Origin of the sequence: Nocardia pseudobrasiliensis NBRC 108224 (genome assembly GCF_001613105.1) — a bacterium.
GTDB classification, from domain to species: Bacteria; Actinomycetota; Actinomycetes; order Mycobacteriales; family Mycobacteriaceae; genus Nocardia; species Nocardia pseudobrasiliensis.
On record NZ_BDBS01000010.1, the window covers coordinates 1 to 15,055 of the forward strand.

The 15,055-nt window shown below is 68.1% G+C and carries 14 protein-coding genes; 9 read left to right on the forward strand and 5 right to left on the reverse strand.

Annotated features, from left to right (window positions below):
* The 7 genes from infB to NP4_RS11030 all read left to right on the forward strand — a co-directional run.
* On the forward strand, positions 1-1,993 hold a 1,993-nt coding region (gene infB, locus NP4_RS11000), incomplete at its 5' end, for a translation initiation factor IF-2 (RefSeq protein WP_156524903.1).
* Between the two features lie 181 nt (positions 1,994-2,174).
* Complete coding sequence (locus NP4_RS11005) at positions 2,175-2,465, forward strand: DUF503 domain-containing protein (protein ID WP_062512290.1); 291 nt, start codon at positions 2,175-2,177, stop codon at positions 2,463-2,465.
* 27 nt (positions 2,466-2,492) lie between these two features.
* Complete coding sequence (rbfA, locus tag NP4_RS11010) at positions 2,493-2,936, forward strand: 30S ribosome-binding factor RbfA (RefSeq protein WP_062512289.1); 444 nt, start codon at positions 2,493-2,495, stop codon at positions 2,934-2,936.
* 28 nt (positions 2,937-2,964) lie between these two features.
* Positions 2,965-3,969, forward strand: coding sequence for a DHH family phosphoesterase (locus NP4_RS11015; RefSeq protein WP_067996041.1), 1,005 nt, complete (start codon positions 2,965-2,967; stop codon positions 3,967-3,969).
* A 213-nt stretch (positions 3,970-4,182) separates the two neighbouring features.
* On the forward strand, positions 4,183-5,535 hold the full coding sequence (locus NP4_RS11020; protein WP_067996044.1) for an MATE family efflux transporter: 1,353 nt from the start codon (positions 4,183-4,185) through the stop codon (positions 5,533-5,535).
* A gap of 77 nt (positions 5,536-5,612) precedes the next feature.
* Positions 5,613-6,572: a metallophosphoesterase family protein gene (locus NP4_RS11025; protein WP_114755730.1), complete on the forward strand. Its 960-nt coding sequence runs from the start codon at positions 5,613-5,615 to the stop codon at positions 6,570-6,572.
* 88 nt (positions 6,573-6,660) lie between these two features.
* The gene (locus tag NP4_RS11030) at positions 6,661-7,728 is read left to right on the forward strand and encodes an XdhC family protein (RefSeq protein WP_067996047.1); all 1,068 of its coding nucleotides are present in this window, start codon (positions 6,661-6,663) and stop codon (positions 7,726-7,728) included.
* A 3-nt stretch (positions 7,729-7,731) separates the two neighbouring features.
* Here the strand turns inward: NP4_RS11030 and NP4_RS11035 are convergent, their stop codons facing one another.
* The 3 genes from NP4_RS11035 to NP4_RS11045 form a co-directional block, all read right to left on the reverse strand.
* Complete coding sequence (locus NP4_RS11035; protein ID WP_067996050.1) at positions 7,732-9,975, reverse strand: xanthine dehydrogenase family protein molybdopterin-binding subunit; 2,244 nt, start codon at positions 9,973-9,975, stop codon at positions 7,732-7,734.
* Between the two features lie 106 nt (positions 9,976-10,081).
* Positions 10,082-11,092, reverse strand: a complete 1,011-nt coding sequence (locus NP4_RS11040; protein ID WP_067996052.1) for an FAD binding domain-containing protein — start codon at positions 11,090-11,092, stop codon at positions 10,082-10,084.
* Positions 11,093-11,107: 15 nt separating this feature from the next.
* Entirely contained in the window at positions 11,108-11,638 is a 531-nt protein-coding gene (locus tag NP4_RS11045; protein WP_082875757.1) for a (2Fe-2S)-binding protein, read from the reverse strand.
* A gap of 206 nt (positions 11,639-11,844) precedes the next feature.
* On the opposite strand from NP4_RS11045, the gene npt reads away from it, so the two are divergent.
* Both npt and truB read left to right on the forward strand, forming a co-directional pair.
* Positions 11,845-12,510, forward strand: a complete 666-nt coding sequence (gene npt, locus NP4_RS11050; RefSeq protein ID WP_067996055.1) for a 4'-phosphopantetheinyl transferase Npt — start codon at positions 11,845-11,847, stop codon at positions 12,508-12,510.
* Positions 12,510-13,436 carry a tRNA pseudouridine(55) synthase TruB gene (gene truB, locus NP4_RS11055; RefSeq protein ID WP_067996057.1) on the forward strand — a complete coding sequence of 309 codons (927 nt, stop codon included), beginning with the start codon at positions 12,510-12,512 and terminating at the stop codon, positions 13,434-13,436. The genes npt and truB overlap by 1 nt, the downstream gene beginning before the upstream one ends.
* 220 nt (positions 13,437-13,656) lie before the next feature.
* On the opposite strand, the gene NP4_RS11060 is transcribed toward truB, so the two are convergent.
* Together NP4_RS11060 and NP4_RS11065 are read right to left on the reverse strand one after the other, a co-directional pair.
* Entirely contained in the window at positions 13,657-14,316 is a 660-nt protein-coding gene (locus tag NP4_RS11060) for a GntR family transcriptional regulator (RefSeq protein WP_067996060.1), read from the reverse strand.
* Positions 14,303-15,046 carry a maleate cis-trans isomerase family protein gene (locus NP4_RS11065; protein WP_067996062.1) on the reverse strand — a complete coding sequence of 248 codons (744 nt, stop codon included), beginning with the start codon at positions 15,044-15,046 and terminating at the stop codon, positions 14,303-14,305. The genes NP4_RS11060 and NP4_RS11065 overlap by 14 nt, the downstream gene beginning before the upstream one ends.
* Positions 15,047-15,055: the final 9 nt, after the last annotated feature.

Genomic DNA, 15,055 nt, shown 5'->3' on the forward strand with positions numbered 1-15,055 from the left:
TCCCGCGGCCGGTGGCTTCCGGGGTCGTCCCGGTGGCGGCGGCGGTGGTCGTCCCGGTGGTCCGGGTGGTCGCGGCGGCGCCGCGGGTGCCTTCGGTCGTCCCGGTGGCGCGCCCCGCAAGGGCCGTAAGTCGAAGCGGCAGAAGCGGCAAGAGTACGACTCGATGCAGGCCCCGTCGGTCGGCGGCGTGCGGCTGCCCCGCGGCAATGGCGAGATCATTCGCCTGGCCCGTGGCGCCTCGCTGTCGGACTTCGCGGAGAAGATCAACGCCAATCCGGCCTCGCTGGTGCAGGTGCTGTTCAACCTCGGCGAGATGGTCACCGCGACCCAGTCGGTGAACGACGAGATCTTCGAGCTGCTCGGCGGCGAGATGAACTATGTCGTGCACGTGGTCTCCCCCGAGGACGAGGACCGCGAGCTGCTGGAGAGCTTCGACCTCACCTACGGCGAGGACGAGGGCGACGAGTCCGATCTGCAGGTCCGCCCGCCGGTGGTGACCGTCATGGGTCACGTCGACCACGGTAAGACCCGACTGCTGGACACCATCCGCAAGGCCAACGTCCGCGAGGGCGAGGCCGGCGGTATCACCCAGCACATCGGCGCCTACCAGGTCATGACGACCGTCGGCGCCGACGAGCGCCTGATCACCTTCATCGACACCCCGGGTCACGAGGCGTTCACCGCCATGCGTGCCCGTGGCGCGAAGGCCACCGATATCGCGATCCTGGTGGTCGCCGCCGACGACGGCGTCATGCCGCAGACGGTGGAGGCCATCAACCACGCGCAGGCCGCGGATGTGCCGATCGTGGTGGCGGTCAACAAGATCGACAAGGAAGGCGCGAACCCGGAGAAGATCCGGCAGCAGCTGACCGAGTACAACCTGGTGGCCGAGGAGTACGGCGGCGACACGATGTTCGTCGACATCTCCGCCAAGCAGGGCACCAATATCGGTGCGTTGCTCGAGGCCGTGGTGCTGACCGCGGACGCGGCGCTGGACCTGCGGGCCAACCCGGATATGGACGCCCAGGGTGTCGCCATCGAGGCGCACCTGGACCGCGGCCGTGGTCCGGTGGCGACCGTGCTGGTGCAGCGCGGCACGCTGCGGGTCGGCGACTCGGTGGTCGCGGGCGATGCCTACGGCCGCGTGCGTCGCATGGTCGACGAGCACGGCGCGGATGTCGAAGAGGCGCTGCCGTCGCGTCCGGTCCAGGTCATCGGCTTCACGTCGGTGCCAGGCGCCGGTGACAACCTGCTCGTCGTCGAGGAGGACCGCATCGCCCGGCAGATCGCCGACCGGCGCAACGCGCGCAAGCGCAATGCCCTGGCCGCGCGCAGCCGCAAGCGGATCAGCCTGGAAGATCTGGATGCCGCTCTGAAGGAGACCTCGGAGCTGAACCTGATCCTCAAGGGCGACAACTCCGGTACGGTCGAGGCCCTCGAGGAGGCGCTGCTCGGCATCGAGATCAGCGACGAGGTGCGGCTGCGGGTCATCGACCGCGGTGTCGGTGGCGTCACCGAGACCAACGTCAACCTGGCCTCGGCGTCGAACGCGATCATCATCGGGTTCAACGTCCGGGCCGAGGGTAAGGCGACCGAGCTGGCCAACCGCGAAGGCGTGGACATCCGGTACTACTCGGTGATCTACCAGGCCATCGACGAGATCGAGAAGGCCCTCAAGGGCATGCTCAAGCCGATCTACGAAGAGGTCGAGCTGGGTCGCGCCGAGATCCGCGCGGTCTTCCGCTCCTCGAAGTTCGGCAATATCGCGGGCTGCATGATCACCTCCGGGACGGTCAAGCGCAACGCCAAGGCTCGCCTGCTCCGCGACAGCGTGGTGGTCGCCGATACGACGATCCAGTCGCTGCGCCGCGAGAAGGACGACGCCATGGAGGTCCGCGAGGGCTTCGAATGTGGTATGACGTTGGGCTACAACGACATCAAGGAAGGCGACGTCATCGAGGCCTACGAGCTTCGTGAGAAGCCGCGGGACTGATCCCGGCAAAAAGCATGCCGGGACAAGGGATCTGAGTCTCCGGGACAAGGGATCTGAGCCCTCGGGACAAGGGATCTGAGTCCTCGGGACAAGGGATGTGAGTCCCCGGGATCAGGGGTTGTGAGCCCCTGATCCCGGCTTGCTCGAGATCTCAATGGACGAATCATCAAGAGGTGAGCCGTTGTTCGTCGGGGCGCTGGAGTTCGACATCCTGCTCGGCGATGTGCATTCGTTGAAGGAGAAGCGCTCTGTGATCCGGCCGGTCCTGGCCGAGCTGCAGCGCTTCGGAGTTTGTGCGGCCGAGGGCGGGGAACAAGACCGTTATCGCCGCACTCTGTTGGGCGTGGCCATGGTCAGCTCCGCGATGGGACATCTCACAGAGGTGCTGGACAGATGTGAACGCCACGTCGCCGCGCGTCCGGAGTTACAGTTGCTGGCAGTGCGCCGCCGCGTCTTCGGACCCGAAGACTGAATCGAAGATAGTGAGGAGGGGTCGGCCATGGTGGACCAGGCCAGAGCACGCCGACTCGCGAAGCGGATCGTTTCCATCGTGGGCAACGCGATCGAATACGAGATCAAGGATCCGCGGCTGCGTTTCGTAACCATCACCGATGCCAAGGTGACCGGCGACCTGCGGGAAGCCACCGTGTACTACACGGTGATGGGCGAGTCGCTCGCCGTCGAACCCGATTTCGAGGGCGCCGCGGCCGGACTGGAGAAGGCCAAGGGCGTGCTGCGCACCAAGGTGGGCACCGCGACCGGCATCAAGTTCACCCCCACGCTCGCGTTCATCCTGGACACCGTCCCGGACGCGGCGCGGCAGATGGAGGAACTGCTGGCCAAGGCCCGCGAGGTCGACGAGCGGGTCGCGCAGGTCGCGGCCAATGCGACGCACGCCGGGGACGCCGATCCCTACAAGTCCGACCGCGACGAGGAAGACTGACCGCCCCGGCGGTTGCGATGGGCCCGCGATGACTGCAGTAACGCCGGCGGCGGAGCTCGCCGCGGCTGTCGATGTACTGGCCGCCGCGCGATCGGTGACCGTGTTGTGCCATGTCCAGCCCGATGCCGACACCATCGGCAGCGGGCTGGCGTTGGCTCAGGTCCTGTCCCGGCACGGCGTGCCGGTGCGGGTCTCCTTCGCCGAACCGGCGGAGCTGCCCGCATCGATGCGGTCGCTACCCGGCATCGAATACCTCGTACCTCCCGCGCAGGTGCCGCGGGAGGTCGATGTGCTCATCGCGGTGGACTGCGGCAGCGCGGGACGCCTGGGCGCGCTGGCCGACCGCCTCGACGGCGCGGCCACCACGCTGGTCCTCGACCATCACCGGTCCAATACCCGGTTCGGCAAAATCAATCTGATCGATGACACCGCCGAATCCACGACCAGCCTGCTGGCCCGCGTCTTCGACGCCTGGGGTGAACCGATCGACCGTTCGGTGGCGCACTGCCTGTTCGCGGGTCTGGTCACCGATACCGGCTGTTTCCGCTGGGCGGGCCCCGGCACGCATCGGCTGGCCGAACGTTTGCTGGCCACCGGTATCGACGGTGCGGGAATCACCCGAACCCTGATGGACTCCCATCCGTTCGGCTGGCTGCCCATGCTCTCGCGGGTCCTCGGCACCGCTCGCCTCGAGCCCGCGGCCGCGGGCGGCGCGGGGCTGGTCTACGCCTTCGTCCGGCGCGCCGATATCGACGGCCTGCGCTCGGAGGAGGTCGAGAGCGTCATCGACGTCATCCGCACCACCGCCGAGGCCGGAATCGCCGCTGTCTTCAAGGAATCTCGCACCACACCGCACCTGTGGACGGTCTCGCTGCGTTCGCGCGACAGCGGGGTCGGCACCGATGACGGGGTGGATGTCGCGCAGGTGGCGACGCGGCTGGGCGGTGGCGGGCACCGGTACGCGGCGGGGTATACGACCACCGGCGCACCGGAAGACCTGGTGGCCGCGCTGGTTGCGGAACTGGGCGGCTGAGGGGCGGATTCGACACGGCCGCCTCACGTTCGACGTACGGCCCGACGTGATCCGCGAGGACCCGGCCTGCCGAGCGTGCCACTGAGGTTGCGTGGGCGGCTGCTATCCGACGTCGAGCGGTTGCCAGCGGAGTGCTCGGCCGCATTCGTCCCATGTCTGTCGGTGCCCTGTGCGAAGGTGGGGGCAACATTGTGACGAGGGACGGGAGGGATCGTGAGCGGGGTGGTGGAGGTTGTCCCGCCGGGCCGGGTGGGGCCGCGGCGGATTCTGGGGATCGCGGTGCCGACGCTGGGAGTGCTTGTCGCGGAACCGATTTACCTGCTGTTCGATATGGCCGTGGTGGGGCGGTTGGGGGCGCTGGCGCTGGCGGGGCTGGCCGTCGGTGGGCTGATTCTGACTCAGGTCAGTTCGCAGTTGACCTTTCTGAGTTACGGCACCACCGCGCGGTCCTCGCGGCGGCACGGCGCGGGGGACGAGCGCGGTGCGGTGGCCGAGGGGGTGCAGGCGAGTTGGGTCGCCGTCGGGGTCGGATTGTCGATCGTCGTTGTGCTGCAGGTGTTCGCGGGCCCGATCGCCCGTGCGCTGGCCGGTGGGGCCGATATCGCGGACGAGGCGCTGCTGTGGATCCGGATCGCGTCGTTCGGGGTGCCGCTGATCCTGCTCACAATGGCCGGAAACGGGTGGCTGCGCGGGGTGCAGAAGACGCGCCAGCCGCTGGTGTACGTCGTTGTGGGGCTGGTGATTTCGGGGATTCTGTGTCCGACTCTGGTACACGGTCTGCTGGGCGCTCCGCGGATGGAGCTGGCGGGGTCGGCGGTGGCCAATCTGGTCGGGCAGGTGGTTTCGGCCGGGCTGTTCGTGAATGCCCTGGTGCGGCAGCGGGTTTCGCTGGCGCCGCGCTGGCCGGTGATTCGTGCGCAGTTGGTGCTGAGCCGGGATCTGATCGTTCGGACGCTGTCGTTCCAGCTGTGTTCGGTGTCGGCGGTCGCGGTGGCCGCGCGATTCGGTGCGGCCTCGGTGGCGGCGAATCAATTGGTCATGCAGCTGTGGTACTTCCTCGCGCTGGCACTGGACGCCCTGGCCATCGCCGCGCAGACGCTGACCGGGGCCGCGCTGGGCGCGGGCGACGCGCCGGGAGCGCAGCAGTTGGCGCGCCGGGTGACGCTGTGGTCGCTGGTGTTCTCGGTTGTACTGGCCGTCGTGCTCGCGGCGGGCTCCGGGGTGATTCCGCAGTTGTTCACCGATGATGCCGGTGTGCTCGATCGCATGCACGTGGTCTGGTGGATCTTCATCGCGTTGCTGCCCGTCGGGGGTGTGGTGTTCGCGCTGGACGGGGTGCTGCTCGGTGCGGGCGACGCCGCGTATCTGCGGACCACCACAATGGGGTCGGCGCTGCTCGGATTTCTCCCGCTGATCTGGCTGTCGCTGGTCCTGGACTGGGGTATCGCCGGAATCTGGTGCGGGCTGGTCGCCTTCATGGTGTTGCGATTGGTCGCGGTGAGCGCGCGGGCGCTGTCGGGCCGGTGGGCGCGGATCGGGGCGGAGGTGCCTCGGTTGGCCGCATGATCGTCGAGCGTGGGAATCTGGAACGTGGCGCCGCGGTTGCCGCAAGGGACGTGGCCGATGCAGAGAGGTTGGGCCGGGTGGTTCCGAAGCTGATGGCGGTGAGCGATATTCACGTCGGTCACCAGGGCAACAAGCCGGTGGTCGAGGGTATTCGGCCCGATTCGCCCGAGGACTGGCTGATCCTCGCGGGCGATGTGGGCGAGCGCACCGACGACATCCGCTGGGCGCTGAAGACGCTGCGGGAGCGGTTCGCCAAGATCATCTGGGTGCCCGGCAATCATGAGCTGTGGACCACCGCCAAGGATCCGGTCCAGATGCACGGCGCGGCGCGCTACGACTACCTGGTGTCGATGTGCCGGGATCTGGATGTGCTCACGCCCGAGGATCCGTTCCCGGTGTGGCAGGGCGCGGGCGCGGAGCAGTTCGGCGGCGCGGTGACGCTGGCCCCGATGTTCGTGCTCTACGACTACTCCTGGCGACCCGAGGGCACCACGACCAAGGCCGAGGCGCTGGCGCTGGCGCGCGACCGCAATGTGGTCGCCACCGACGAATTCCTGATGACCCCGGATCCGTACGTCACCCGCGACGCCTGGTGTCACGCGCGGGTGCAGTACACCCAGCGCCGCCTCGACGCGCTCGAGCCCGAGACGCCGCTGGTGCTGATCAATCATTTCCCGCTGGTGCGCGAGGCCACCAGGATGCTGTTCTATCCGGAGTTCGCGCTGTGGTGCGGCACTGATCTGACGGCCGACTGGCATACCAGCTACAACGTGGTCTGCGCGGTATACGGGCATCTGCATATTCCGCGTACCACGTTCTACGACGGGGTGCGGTTCGAGGAGGTCTCGCTCGGCTATCCCCGCGAATGGTCGCGCCGTGGCCTGCCGGAGAAGTTGCTGCGTCAGATTCTGCCGGTGCCCGAGTACGCGCCCGGCGAGCTCAATGAATGGGGTGGCCATTTCAAGATCACGCCTGAAATGCGTTCGGCCGCGGAGGAGATGCGTCGGCTGGCCGACAAGCGACGCGGGTTGGCCTGATCGGCAGTACGGCAGGGTTGATAACCGCCAGCTTGCTGTGATGCGTCGAATTGTGCGCTGATCATCTCGAACTGGAATGATGGCAACTGTGCGAGAGTTGCTGGATGTCCTCATTCGGGTCGTGTCGGGCGGCCCGGTGGCGCTGGCCCGGGTGATCGACGTGACCGGGTCCGGTCCGCGCTCGATCGGGACGGCCATGCTGGTGAGCTCGTCGGGTGAGGTGATCGGCTCGATCTCGGCGGGTTGTGTGGAGTCGGCGATCGTGGAGTCGGCCCGCGGTGTGCTGGTGGACGGGCAGGCGGTGGTGGAGCGGTTCGGCGTGGCCGATCCCGAGGGTCTGGCCGTCGGGCTCACCTGCGGTGGTGAGATCGAGGTATTCGTCGAGCGCGTGACCGCGCGGCGCTTGCCGGATCTGCTTGCGCTGCAACGCGATATCGCGGCGGGTCGATCCGTCGCCCTCGTGACCGGTCTCGATGCCGCGCCGCGCTGGCAGTTGGTGTATCCGGCCGGGGATCCGCCGGATGGAATCCCAGGCGACACCTGGAATTCGGTACGGTGCGGCCGAAGCGGCACGGTGGGTGCGGACGAGGACCAGGCGGCCTTTCCGCCGCGGGCGTTCGTGCACAGTTTCGGCCCGCCCGCCCGCATGATCCTGGCCGGAGCCAATGACTTCGTTCGCGCGCTGAGCCGCCTCGGCGGCCAACTCGGTTACCGCGTCACCGTCGTCGACGCGCGCGAAACCTTCACCACCCCAGCGCGTTTCCCCGCCGCGCAGGAGGTGATCGTGGACTGGCCGCACCGATACCTGCGCGCCGAGCGCGCCGCCGGACGCCTCGACGCCCGCACCGTCGTCGTGATCCTGACCCACGACGCCAAATTCGACGTCCCCGCCCTCGCCGAGGCGCTCGACATCGAATACTTGGCCTTCGTCGGCGCACTGGGTTCCCGCCGCACTCACGACGACCGCCTGACCCGCCTGCTCGAAATGGGCGTCGCCCCAGACCGATTGCGCCGCCTGCGCAGCCCGGTCGGCCTGGACCTCAACGCCCGCACACCCGACGAAACCGCGGTCTCGATCGCCGCCCAGATCATCGCCGACACCGCTGGTGGGTCGGCCCGCCCACTCGCCGAGGGCAGCGGACCGATCCATCGGTAGCGATCAGATCAAATGCTCGATGCGGATCGGGATTTCGCGGATTCTGCGGCCGGTGGCGTGGTGGACGGCGTTGACGATTGCCGCGGCGGCGCCGACCATGCCCAGTTCGCCCAGACCCTTTACGCCGAGGGGGTTTACCACGGGGTCGTTCACCTCGATGAAGCTGATGTCGACCTCGGGGGCGTCGGCTTGGACGGGAAGAGGGTATTCCAGGAGCGAGGAATTGGCCCAGCGGCCGTCGCGGGGGTCGCAGAGGGTGGCTTCCATGAGGGCCTGGGACATGCCCCAGTTCAGCCCGCCGAGGACCTGGCTGCGGGCCAGTTTCGCGTTCAGGACTCGGCCGGGGGCGAAGGCCCCGACCATGCGGCGCACACGGATGAGGCCCAGGTCCGGATCGACCGCTACCTCGGCGAATTGGGCGCCGAAGCTGATCTTTCCGTAGGGGATGTCCGGGGCTGGTGGTTGCCAGCTGCCGATGGCCTCGAGGTCCGTCAGGGCGTTGCGGGCCAGGATTTCGGCGAAGTCGTCGGCCACCGCGGGGTCCGTGCGTACGCGCAGCGCGCCCCCGAGCGGTTCGATATCCTCGGGCGCGCGGCGATGCAGCGGTGATTCGGGGTCGCCGATCGCCAGCGAAATCAGTTGTGCCAGTAGATCGGAGCACGCGGTATGGACGGCCGCGCTGAGAATGCCCGCGCCCGTCGAACCCACCGCGGCGGCGATATTCGGATACCGGGTGTCGCCGATATCGATGCGGACGTGGTCGAACGGCAAGCTCAGCACATCCCCGGCAACCTGCGCCATGGTGGTCGCGACCCCGGTTCCGAAGTCCTGAGTGCCCGCCTGGACGACCAGCATGCCGTCGGCGAGCAGCCGGGCGTGGGCGCGCTGGGGCTGGCCGGGCAGATAGTGCGGATAGCCCGCGGTGCCCATACCCCAACCGAGCAACCAGTTTCCGTCGCGCACCGGACCGGCCGCTCGATCGCGTCGCGACCATCCGAATCGTTCGGCGGCGGTGCGCAGACATTCCGCGTAGCCGTCGGAGGTCCACGGATCGCCGCTTTCCGGATCGACGGTGGCGTGGTTGCGCAGCCGCAGTCGCACCGGGTCCATGCCGATCTGTTCGGCCAACTCGTCCACGGCGCATTCGAGTGCGACCATGCCCGAGGCCTCACCCGGGCCGCGCATGAAGGTCGGGGTCATCGTATTGCCGCGGATCAGCTGATACTGCCCGTCCCAGTTGGGGATTCCGTAGGCCTTGCCCGCGATGTCGAGCGAGAGTTCGGCCCAGTCGTCGAAATGGGAGGTGACCGACAGCTTGTGATGACGCATCCCGGTCAGCGTGCCGTCGTCGTCGCAGGCGAGGGTGATGCGCTGTTCCTGCTCCTCGCGCAGGCCGGTGCCGTAGAACATCTGCTCGCGTGTCAGTACGACCTTCACCGCGCGGCCGAGTTCGCGGGCGATGATCGGGGCGAGGGTGACATGCGGCCATATCATCGCCTTACCGCCGAATCCGCCGCCGACGAAGTTCGCGATCACCCGGACGTTGGCGGGTGATATGTCGAGGTAGGCGGCGATGGTCAGCTGGCTGGCGGTAATGCCCTGGGTGGCGTCGTACACCGTGACGGTATCGCCGTCCCAGACCGCCGCGGTGGCCGAGCATTCGATCGGATTGTGATGGTTGGCGGCGAAATGATAGGTGGCGTCGAAAGTATGGGCGGCCGTGCGCTCGGCCGCGGCGAAATCTCCGCGTGACTGGGTGGCCGGAATCAAACCGCAGAACACGCTGTCGGGCACATACTTCTCGGCGCGCCCGTCGTCGAGGCGCACGACCGCAGGGGCATGGTCGTAGTCCGCCTCGATGAGTTCGGCGGCGTGCTGGGCTACCTCGAAGGTGTCGGCGACCACGACCGCGATCGGCTGACCGAAGTAGTGAATCGTATTGTCCTGCATCGGAAAGAACGTCTGGCCGGGTGCCGCACGACCGTAGGCCGAGGGAAAGGTGGGCACCCGCGCGACCTTCGGCATGTTCTCGTGGGTGAACACCGCCACCGCGCCCGCCGCCAACGCCGCGCGCGTATCGATCGACCGCACCGAGCCCGCGCCGGTCCGCGCGCCCACGATCACCGCATGCGCAAGCGCGGGCAACGCCACCTCGGCGGTGTACCGCGCGGCACCGGTCACCTTGGCGCGGCCGTCGATTCGATCGAAGCCCTGCCCGACCAGTGTGGGGGGAACCGTCGCGGTCACAGCGCACCTCCCGGGCGATCGAAGCCTCGCCTGATATGTGTTGCCGTCACTGCGCGCCATCGAAACCGCGCCCGACCAGTGTGGGAACTATCGTGAGATGCTGTCGTCATCGCATGTCTCCCAGTGGATTCACCTGTGGGCGAACGGTTTCCAGTGCGCGGACCAGGGTTCGGCGGGCCAGGTCGATCTTGAAGCGATTCATGGGGTGGGAGGTGTCGGCGGATTCCAGTTCGGCGGTGGCCGCGGCTTCGAAACTTGTTCGGCTGGCGGGCTTTCCGATCAGGGTGGATTCGGCTGTGCGGGCCCGCCAGGGTTTGGTGGCTACGCCGCCCAGACCTATGCGTACGTCGACCACCGTGCCGTCGGCGACGTCGAGGGCTACCGCGGCGGAGGTGAGGGCGAATTCGTAGGATTCGCGGTCGCGGACCTTGAGGTAGTGCGAATTGCGGGCGAACGGTAAGGGTGGCACGTCTACCCGGGTGATGAGTTCGTCGGCGGCGATCGGGTGCTCCACGTGGGGAGTGTCGCCGGGGACGGGGAAGAACTCGTCGAAGGGGATGCGGCGTTCGCCGCGTGGGCCCCAGACGGTGATGACGGCGTCCAGGGCGGTCAGTGGGATCGCGACGTCGGAGGGGTGGGTGGCGAAACAGTGCGGGCTGGTTCCGAGTATCGCGTGGCCGCGATGGATTCCCTCCAGCGCCGCGCAGCCGGAGCCGGGATCGCGTTTGTTGCACGCGAATTCGGGTTCGCGGAAGTAGGCGCAGCGCACCTTCTGCATGAGATTGCCGCCCATGGTCGCCATATTGCGCAGCTGGGCCGACGCGCCCTTCCACAGCGCGACAGTCAGGAACGGAAAACGTTCCAGCACACCGGGTTCGGCGGCGATCTCGCTCATCTTGGCCAGCGCGCCGATGCGCAGGCCGCCGTCGGCGGTGTGCTCGATACCGCGGAAGGGCAGCCAGGTGATGTCGACGACGTTGTCGGGGGCCATCGCGCCGATGCGCAACATATCCACCAGCGTCGTCCCGCCCGCGAGGAAGACGGTGTTGGGTCGGGCGGTGACGGTCGCGACGGCCTGGTCGGCGGTGTCCGGTCGCGCGTAGGAGATGGGTTTCACGGCGATTCCCCCTAACTATCCGTTCATCTCGTCGCGGGCGCGGCGGACCGCCTCGCGGATGTTCTGATACGCCGCGCAGCGGCAGATATTGCCGCTCATCCACTCGGCGATGTCCTCGTCGCGCTCGGCGTGGCCCTCCTCGATGCATTTGATCGCGGACATGATCTGGCCGGGTGTGCAGTAGCCGCACTGGAAACCGTCGCATTCGATGAAGGCGCGCTGCACCGGATGCAATTCGTCGCCGTCGGCGACGCCCTCGATCGTGGTGACCTCGCGGCCCTCGGCGCTCAGGGCCAGCGTCAGGCACGACAGCACCCGGCGGTCGTCGATCCACACCGTGCACGCACCGCAGCCGCCCTGATCGCAGCCCTTCTTCGTGCCGGTCAGCTGGAGTCGTTCGCGCAGGGCGTCGAGCAGGCTGGTGCGCGGCTCCACCACGGTGTAGTAGTCGCGGCCGTTGATGCGCAGCGTGATCATGGTCGGAGACGGACCCAGGAACTGCGCCGGTTCGGTCCCGGCCCGCTGCGCGGATTGATCGATGGTCATACTTCGCCCTCCTGCTCACCGATGTCGTTGCGACACACGGCGGGATATTGGTCGGGACTACGGAATGACTAGATCAGCAACATCCTAGCAACGTGACTGCGGGGCCGCAGGGCGACGGCCGCACTCGGGCGCTCGGATAGGCTCGGCAGGGCAAGTAGGCGTCGAATCAGGAGGCGGTCATCGACGAGCGGGCGAGTGGCGCGCGGATCATCGGCAGGATTCTGCCCGAGGGAGTGGCCGCGGCCGAGCTGCTGGACTATCCGGACGGGTTGAAGGCGCATCCGGGGGAGGAACACCTCATCGAGAAGGCCGTGGAGAAGCGGCGGCGAGACTTCATCGGAGCACGGCACTGCGCGCGGCTGGCACTCGAACAGTTGGGTGAGCCGCCGGTGGCCATCGGCAAGGGGGAGCGGGGCATGCCGTTGTTCCCGCGCGGCGTCGTGGGCAGCCTCACGCACTGCGCCGGATATCGGGCGGCCGCGCTCGCGCATCGGCTGCGGTGGCGTTCGATCGGCATCGACGCCGAACCGCACGACGCGCTGCCCGAGGGTGTGCTCGATTCGGTGAGCCTCGCGCCCGAGCGGGACTGGCTGTCCTCGGCCATTCCCTCGACCGGACTGCATCTGGACCGGCTGCTGTTCTGTGCGAAGGAGGCCACCTACAAGGCGTGGTTCCCATTGACGTTGCGCTGGCTGGGTTTCGAGGAGGCGCACATCACCTTCACCGTCGACGACAGCGGTTCCGGCGGCACGTTCCACAGCGAGCTGCTGGTGCCCGGGCACACCAATGACGGTGGCGCGCCGCTGAGTTCATTCGACGGGCGGTGGTTGATCAGCGACGGGCTGATCCTGACCGCGATCGTGACCGGCTGATGAGCCAGGCGCGCACGCCGCTGGTGGACGCCCTGGGCGGGCTGCTCGTCGTCGACAAGGACGGCGGCTGGACCAGCCACGATGTGGTGGCCCGGTGTCGGAAACTGTTGCAGACCAAGAAGATCGGCCACGCCGGAACGCTGGATCCGATGGCCACCGGCGTGCTGGTGCTGGGGGTGGAGCGGGCCACCAAGATGCTGGGCCTGCTCAGCCTCACCACCAAGGCGTACACGGCCACGATCCGGCTGGGACAGTCCACGGTCACCGACGACGCCGAGGGTGAGGTGCTCGCAACGAACGCCGCCGGACATCTGAGCGAGGCCGAGATCGCCTCGGGCGTGGCCGCATTGACCGGCGACATCCAGCAGGTACCCGCCACGGTGAGCGCCATCAAGGTCAATGGGGAGCGCGCCTATGCCCGAGCCCGGGCCGGTGAGGATGTCCGGCTGGCCGCCCGCCCGGTCACGGTGAGTCGCTTCGACGTGCTCGCACGCCGCGCTATCGACACCGACGCAACCACATTCGTGGACCTGGATGTCGAGGTCGAATGCTCCTCCGGCACCTACATCCGCGCCCTGGCCCGCGACCTCGGCGAAAGCCTCGGCGTGGGAGGCCATCTGACCGCCCTGCGCCGCACCCGGGTGGGCCCGTTCAGCCTCGAGCACGCCCGCACGCTGGATCAGCTGGCCGAAAACCCGAGCCTGAGCCTGGATATCGATACCGCCGCCCGCGTGGCCTTCCCGCACCGCGAAATCACCGAATCCGAGGCAGATTCCCTGCGCGACGGCCGCTGGCTCGACCCCGTCGGCATTCAGGGCGTCCACGCCGCGATCACCGCCGACGGCAAAACCATTGCGCTGCTGGAGGAAAAGGGCAAGCGCTCGTCGCCGGTATTCGTCGTGCGCCCACGCGGCCTGATCGACTGATCCCGCCTTGTCCCGGCGAAAAGCGTGCCGGGACAAGGAAGGGGATGGCGTGCCGGGGGTGTGGAACGGAAATGGCGTGCCGGGAGGAGCAAGGGAAAGGCGTGCCGGGAGGAGCAAGGGAAAGGCGTGCCGGGAGGAGCAAGGGAAAGGCGTGCCGGGAGGAGCAAGGGAAAGGCGTGCCGGGACAGGGAAGGGGATGGCGTGCCGGGGTGTGGGGTGGTCAGGGTCTGGCGCGCAGGCGGGTTACTGCGTCGTGCATGTGGTCGATGAGGAGTTTGCGGGCTCGGGTTGGTGTGCCGGAGCCGATTGCCTCGCGCAGTTCGGCGTGTTCCTGGACCTGGATGCCGACGTCGGCGTAGGTGGTCTCCAATGCGCCGAGGCACATGCGGGTTTCGATGAACAGGGTGCGCGCGGCGCGGATGAGGCGGGGGCTGCCCGCGCTGTGCACCAGGGCCTCGTGGAAGGACTGGTCGGCGTCGGAGACGCCGGTCGGGTCTCCGGATTCGGCGCTGGCGCGCATGGCGGTGACGCTGGGTTCCAGTGCCAGGTAGGCGATTTCGCGGCGGCCGTCGAGGATCAGCTCCAGGGCGCCGCCCTCGATGGCGGTGCGGGCCCGGTAGACGTCGACGACGTCGTCGAGGGTCAGTTCGATGACGAAGATGCCGCGATGGCGGATGCTGTGCAGCAGTCCCTCGGAGACCAGCCGCTGCATGGCCTCGCGGACGGGACCGCGCGAGACGTCGAACTGCGCGGCCAGATCCGCCTCGACCAGCTGCGCGCCCGGGGCCAGCGCGCCGCGCGTGATCGCCGTGCGCAGCCGGTCGGCGATCATCTCCGCCGTCGATTGCCGGTTCACCGGCTCGAATTCAATGACCGACATGGCTCAGCCTTTCCGCGAACAGCCTGCCGAGGGCGGGCGAGATCGGCTCGCCGCCGGACGGATAACCGGCCAGCCGGATTCCTTCCCAGATGGTGACCTGATTCGCGGTGAGCACCGGTTTGCCCAGCGCCGCTTCGAGTTCCGGGAGCACCGCCACGGTGTGCATGGCGGTATCGGGGATCAGCAGCGCCTCGGCATCGCGATGATCGTTCGCGAGGGCCAGCTCACGCACCCGGTCCGGGGTGAGCGTGCCGACCTCGGCCGCGGTATCGATTCCCGCGCTCGACATTGATACAACCCGGATGCCCTCGTGGGCAAGGAACTCGACGAACAGCGTGGCGACCTCGTCGGGATAGCTGGCGCAGACCGCGACCGAACTCACCCCCAGCGCCCGCGCGGCGTGGACGAACGCGAAGCTGGTGCTCGACGCCGCGACCCCGGCCGCCTCGGCCAGCCCGCGCACCTGTTCGCGCGCGCCGTCGGGACCGAAGACGAAACTGCCCGAGGTACACGCCCATACGACCGCGCTCGGCTCATAGGGCGCCAGCAGCTGTGCGCCGTGACGCAGCTTGTCCGGACTGCCCAGATCCAGCAGTTCGGGTACGGCGTGCAGATCGGTGCCGTAGATGTGGGCGACCCGCAGCCGCGCGCCCAGCAGCAGCGCCGCGCGCGGGTAGTCGTCCTCGGCCGCGTGGTCGGGGTAGATGAATCCGATCGTCGGTGTCCGCATACTCGCTTC

What these genes read in the sequence shown, in the direction of transcription:
- rbfA (WP_062512289.1), top strand. Translation starts at nt 2,493, where the DNA reads ATGGTGGACCAGGCCAGAGCACGCCGACTCGCGAAGCGGATCGTTTCC.
- NP4_RS11015 (WP_067996041.1), top strand. Translation starts at nt 2,965, where the DNA reads ATGACTGCAGTAACGCCGGCGGCGGAGCTCGCCGCGGCTGTCGATGTA.
- NP4_RS11045 (WP_082875757.1), bottom strand. Translation starts at nt 11,638, where the DNA reads ATGACCATCGATCAATCCGCGCAGCGGGCCGGGACCGAACCGGCGCAG.
- truB (WP_067996057.1), top strand. Translation starts at nt 12,510, where the DNA reads ATGAGCCAGGCGCGCACGCCGCTGGTGGACGCCCTGGGCGGGCTGCTC.
- NP4_RS11060 (WP_067996060.1), bottom strand. Translation starts at nt 14,316, where the DNA reads ATGTCGGTCATTGAATTCGAGCCGGTGAACCGGCAATCGACGGCGGAG.
- NP4_RS11065 (WP_067996062.1), bottom strand. Translation starts at nt 15,046, where the DNA reads ATGCGGACACCGACGATCGGATTCATCTACCCCGACCACGCGGCCGAG.